The sequence below is a fragment of the Neobacillus muris genome (assembly GCF_943193175.1).
GTDB classification, from domain to species: Bacteria; Bacillota; Bacilli; order Bacillales; family Cytobacillaceae; genus Neobacillus; species Neobacillus muris.
Genome location: NZ_CALPDF010000079.1, coordinates 1 through 3,971, shown reverse-complemented (window position 1 = coordinate 3,971; position 3,971 = coordinate 1). Strand labels below are relative to the sequence as shown.

Genomic DNA, 3,971 nt, shown 5'->3' with positions numbered 1-3,971 from the left:
TTTGACACCCCGTATCATACCAAGAGGGCTCTTTTTTGTTCAAGTCCCCGAAAATCCTTCTAACAGGAATGCTCCTTCTTAAAATTTATATTACCAAATAAAGATGTTTTCATTAATTAAAATTTAGAATTACTGGACACTATATATCTGTATATTCAACATATTGCATAGGAGAATAGTGAAGTGATGAAAATTTGACAATTGAGTTTTTAATAAGACTGATCAAAGTACATATGATTTATTCATGGATACTGGGGTTTTTAACTAGCTTAACAATAGTTTTCTATCCGAATAGGGGAAATTACCCTTTCAGAAGCATGGTCAGATATGCTTTTTTATTTTGGAAATGGATTATTGTGGCAGTATATCTTATTACATTTTTTTAATGAGCAGAAAACTCTAGATAATAAAAAGTGAGGTATATGTATGAATAGAGACCCTTTTGAACATGTATTAGGAACAAAAACAAGAGCTAAACGTAAGGAATTAATGGATAGTTTAGAACAAAGCTTTTCCAATCCCATTATTCATAGAGAAATTCATGGTGATAAAGTATATGTTCCCTTAGATCTAAACAGAGTCTGGGATAGAATAAGATAAAAAAATATCTAATTGGGTACATTTGATTATCCATCAATTGTAGCAAAACATTAAAAAACAACGAATTTTTTCGGAATTATCCCATAAAACCCCTTATTGAGTCTAGAAGATAACTGCAGGACCCCTATAATAAATAAATCGAGTAGGAGGGGGTGACTAACCCCCGACCTCTCACACCACCGTACATACCGTTCGGTATACGGCGGTTCTATTAAGATTGACGTAAAATTTCATAACGATTATATAGACTTCTCAACCCTCGTTGACTCCAGTAAGAGTTATCGAGGGTTTTGTGTAATATTGGACTACATGCAACTCTCCAGTATTTCTTTCTGGAGTTGCCCCATTCATATGCTTTGTAATCAGGGACGCCTAAACCAATAAGTTTCCTAACTCTGGTTTTAGGTTTCTTCCACTGTTTCCATTCGCACATTCTGAGCCTTCTTCTTATCCATTCATCGAATTCTTTGAATTTGCTTGGAGTGTCAGCTAAAGCGAAGTATCCACACCATCCTGTTAGATAACGGTTTAACATTTCAATTCTTACTTCTAATGGAAAAGGTTTTGACCGTGAGGTAATTTCTCGAATCTTCTTCTTAAAGCGTTTGATGCTTTCTTTAGCAATTCGCACCTTCGGTTCTTTATTCCAAGTAAAGCTAAAGCCAAGAAATTTCCGTTTCCACGGACGGTCTACTGCCGACTTATCCCTGTTTACCTTCAATTTTAGTTTCTGCTCAATAAACGCCGTAATGGATTCCATTACACGTTCCCCTGCTTTTAATGACTTAACATAAATGTTGCAGTCGTCAGCATAACGGACAAACTTATGCCCTCTTGCTTCCAATTCTTTATCTAATTTATCAAGAATTATGTTTGAAAGTAGAGGACTGAGAGGACCTCCTTGCGGAGTACCTTCCTCCGTTGATTGAACAACCCCATTAAGCATTACACCTGATTGAAGATATTTCCGGATTAGTTTGAGAAGAATGCGGTCTTCAATTCTTTTAGCGAGTATTCCCATCAATTTGTCATGATTAACCCTATCAAAGAATTTCTCTAAGTCTATATCAATTACCCAACGGAACCCTTCTTTGATATATCCCTTTGCCTTTCTTACCGCATCATGGGCACTCCTGTTAAGTCGGAATCCATAGCTGTTTTCAGAAAAGGTTGGGTCAAAGATTGGGGTTAATACTTGGGCAATTGCCTGTTGGATGAAACGGTCTGTAACAGTTGGTATGCCTAAAAGCCGTACCCCTCCACTTGGTTTCGGAATTTCGACACGGCGAACAGGGGAAGGTTGATAGTTACCTGTACTCAAGGCTTCCCGAAGGGAATCCCAGTTTTCATAGAGATGTCTTCGTAGGAATTTTACGGACATTCCATCTATGCCGTGACTTCCTTTGTTCTGCTCTACCCGTTTTAGGGCAGTTAAGAGATTTCCCCGTGACAAGATTCGTTCCATTAACATGATGTTACTCCTTTCTACGTGAATGAAATTTCTGTTTATGCCGGTTCTTGCTCCACCCTCCTAAAGTCCCCTGCGGATTCACCGCTTCCTCCTTTTGGTAAGTCCTTTCGGATTGTCTGTGTTCAAGTGCAATCGCCGAATGGGCAGATTTCATTCTCTCTTAATAGTTCAGTCCTTCCCATTCTATCTCGAGTTAGACTGGTACTATGACCTCTGCTGACTTCTGATTGTTCAGCTATCCATTGCTGGATAGGTTACCAAGTGTACTTGACATACCAATCAGACCTCCCCGGGTAAGAGTACAGTCTTTCCCTCCACCTATCTGCTTCATTTACTCTGTACCACCTTCGGCAGTAAGGACTTTGTTTTGTAATGCAAACTCATCCAATGGTACCTAGCCTAATATGAAGTTCGTGTTCCTCAGACCGGAGGTTTGCCGCCCGCTTCCTTCAGATTCCGCGTCACCACGGACACCCTTGCGTTAAACTAACCACTACTACTGCCTTCGTGGCTCGGGACTTGCACCCTATAGACTGTACCCATGCCGGGCGCACATCCAAGAAAGGCCCTAATTGAATTAGGACCTTTCAGACTGTAGACAAACTCGAAAAATTCGAGTTTGCCTACAGTCTTTTTTCATTTACAATAATCAATAAGATTTATTTTGAGGTGATGGATTATGATGACGAGAAACAATAATACCGAAAGAGATCAATTAGAAGTGATCGCAATTGATCAACTGGTGCCACAAGATCATTTGGTACGAAAGATTGAAGCTGCTATTGATTTCTCTTTCATATATCCATTAGTTGAAAATCTGTATTCGACACTTGGCCGTCCTAGTGTTGACCCTGTTGTTTTGATCAAAATGACTTTTATCCAGTATGTATTTGGTATTCGTTCTATGCGACAAACCATTAAAGAAATAGAAACAAACGTGGCTTATCGTTGGTTCTTAGGTTTCGGATTTTACACTGAAGTTCCGCATTTCTCTACCTTCGGCAAGAATTATGAACGTCGTTTTAAGGAAACCGATTTATTTGAACAGATCTTTTACCGAATTTTAAAAGAGATTACAGATAAGGGCTTATTAAGCGCGGATCATGTATTTATTGATTCGACTCATGTTAAGGCAAGCGCCAATAAACGTAAATTTGAAAAGAAAACAGTAAGAAAAGAAACTCGAGCTTATGAAGCGAAGCTTCAGGCTGAATTAAATCAGGACCGTATCGATAATGGTAAGAAACCTTTTCCACCTGAAAAGTTTGAAAAGGAAGAGATGAAGGAAATTAAGGAAAGTACCACAGACCCAGAAAGTGGATATTACGTAAAAGATGAAAGGACCAAACAGTTCGCTTATTCTTTTCATGCTGCTACAGATCGAAATGGTTTTGTGTTGGGGTCTATTGTAACGCCTGGGAACATTCATGATAGTCATATGCTTCAGCCATTAGTAGAGAAAATAATGGATAAAGTAAAGAAGCCTTTAGCCGTTGCAGCTGACGCTGCCTATAAGACACCTGCGATTTGTAATTTCCTTTTAGAAAAGGGTATTACTCCTGCTCTTCCTTACACCCGACCAAAAACAAAGGTAGGTTTCATGCGTAAACATGAATACGTCTATGATGAGCACTATGATTGCTATATCTGTCCGCAAGGAGAGATATTATCATACACAACGACGACGAAGGAAGGATATCGGCAGTATAAATCCAATCCTTTGAAGTGTGTAAATTGTAGAGTCAAAATCATCAGAAGTTAATCCAACGTCATATCTGGGAAGACTATCTAGAAGAAGCTGGGGTACCACCAACAAAACGCAGTTATCTATACTATGAAAATCAGGAGTATTTAAAGTATTCGAAGTAGAAAAATTGAGTGAAAAACTACTTTGAATACT

General features: G+C 38.7%; 2 protein-coding genes and 1 pseudogene. 2 read left to right on the top strand and 1 reads right to left on the bottom strand.

Annotated elements, in window-relative coordinates:
* The first annotated feature begins 426 nt into the window (after positions 1-426).
* Positions 427-600 (top strand): hypothetical protein, encoded by a 174-nt coding sequence (locus NFS43_RS24215; protein ID WP_251555545.1) that lies wholly within the window; start codon positions 427-429, stop codon positions 598-600.
* 211 nt (positions 601-811) lie between these two features.
* On the opposite strand, the gene ltrA is transcribed toward NFS43_RS24215, so the two are convergent.
* Entirely contained in the window at positions 812-2,071 is a 1,260-nt protein-coding gene (gene ltrA / locus NFS43_RS24210) for a group II intron reverse transcriptase/maturase (protein ID WP_251555544.1), read from the bottom strand.
* 679 nt (positions 2,072-2,750) lie between these two features.
* Between ltrA and NFS43_RS24205 the strand changes: the two are divergent.
* A pseudogene (locus NFS43_RS24205) lies at positions 2,751-3,871 on the top strand (IS1182 family transposase); the annotation flags it as partial.
* Positions 3,872-3,971: the final 100 nt, after the last annotated feature.

Excerpts from the sequence above, each read along its gene's own strand:
- ltrA (WP_251555544.1), bottom strand. The coding sequence starts at position 2,071 with ATGTTAATGGAACGAATCTTGTCACGGGGAAATCTCTTAACTGCCCTA.
- NFS43_RS24215 (WP_251555545.1), top strand. The coding sequence starts at position 427 with ATGAATAGAGACCCTTTTGAACATGTATTAGGAACAAAAACAAGAGCT.